Annotated in this window: 1 rRNA gene; it reads right to left on the bottom strand. The window is 60.8% G+C overall.

The window, feature by feature from the left end:
* Positions 1-1,439: ribosomal RNA gene (locus tag RM446_RS24580) — 16S ribosomal RNA — on the bottom strand; the annotation flags it as partial.
* Between the last annotated feature and the right edge of the window lie 116 nt (positions 1,440-1,555).

Here is a 1,555-nt window from a genome sequence, read left to right as displayed (position 1 = left end):
GGGGTTAGGCCGCAAGTTTCGGGTGTTGCCGACTTTCATGACGTGACGGGCGGTGTGTACAAGGCCCGGGAACGTATTCACCGCGGCGTTGCTGATCCGCGATTACTAGCGACTCCACCTTCATGGGGTCGAGTTGCAGACCCCAATCCGAACTGAGACCGGCTTTTAGGGATTCGCTCCACCTCACGGCATCGCACGCCCACTGTACCGGCCATTGTAGCATGTTTGCAGCCCAAGACATAAGGGGCATGATGACTTGACGTCATCCCCACCTTCCTCCGAGTTGACCCCGGCAGTCTCCCATGAGTCCCCACCATCACGTGCTGGCAACATGGAACAAGGGTTGCGCTCGTTGCGGGACTTAACCCAACATCTCACGACACGAGCTGACGACAGCCATGCACCACCTGTCACCGATCCCAAAAGGACCCCGCGTCTCCGCGGGATTACCGGCGATGTCAAACCTTGGTAAGGTTCTTCGCGTTGCGTCGAATTAAGCAACATGCTCCGCCGCTTGTGCGGGCCCCCGTCAATTCCTTTGAGTTTTAGCCTTGCGGCCGTACTCCCCAGGCGGGGCGCTTAATGCGTTAGCTACGGCACGGAAACCGTGGAAAGTCCCCACACCTAGCGCCCAACGTTTACAGCGTGGACTACCAGGGTATCTAATCCTGTTCGCTCCCCACGCTTTCGCTCCTCAGCGTCAGGTAAGGCCCAGAGACCCGCCTTCGCCACCGGTGTTCCTCCTGATATCTGCGCATTTCACCGCTACACCAGGAATTCCAGTCTCCCCTACCTACCTCAAGCATGCCCGTATCCACTGCAAAACCGGGGTTAAGCCCCGGACTTGCACAGCAGACGCGACACGCCGCCTACGAGCTCTTTACGCCCAATAATTCCGGACAACGCTCGGACCCTACGTATTACCGCGGCTGCTGGCACGTAGTTGGCCGGTCCTTATTCCCCACCTACCGTCAACCCCGGCAGAAACCGGGGCCTGCGTCAGTGGTAAAAGAGGTTTACAACCCGAAGGCCGTCATCCCCCACGCGGCGTCGCTGCGTCAGGCTTTCGCCCATTGCGCAAGATTCCCCACTGCTGCCTCCCGCAGGAGTCTGGGCCGTGTCTCAGTCCCAGTGTGGCCGGTCGCCCTCTCAGGCCGGCTACCCGTAATCGCCTTGGTAGGCCTTCACCCCACCAACAAGCTGATAGGCCGCGAGCCCCTCCCCGACCGAGAAAACTTTCCACACCCGGCCATGCGGCCGGATGTCCTATCGGGTATTAGACCGGGTTTCCCCGGCTTATCCCCGAGTCGGGGGCAGGTTGCTCACGTGTTACTCACCCGTTCGCCGCTCGTGTACCCCGAAGGGCCTTACCGCTCGACTTGCATGTGTTAAGCACGCCGCCAGCGTTCGTCCTGAGCCAGGATCAAACTCTCCATCAAAGGTCTGAACCCTGACACGGCCCGGTGAAAAACACCCCTGCCGCCCCCGCGGAACGCGGAGGGTCGGGGCGAAACCCGGGCCCATCAAAGGAACCCCGAAGCCGCGGTCCCGCTGT

This window comes from Streptomonospora wellingtoniae (genome assembly GCF_031845375.1).
In the GTDB taxonomy this organism is placed as follows: domain Bacteria; phylum Actinomycetota; class Actinomycetes; order Streptosporangiales; family Streptosporangiaceae; genus Streptomonospora; species Streptomonospora wellingtoniae.
The sequence above is the reverse complement of the archived record's forward strand: the minus strand, read 5'-3'. Positions and strand labels throughout refer to the sequence as shown.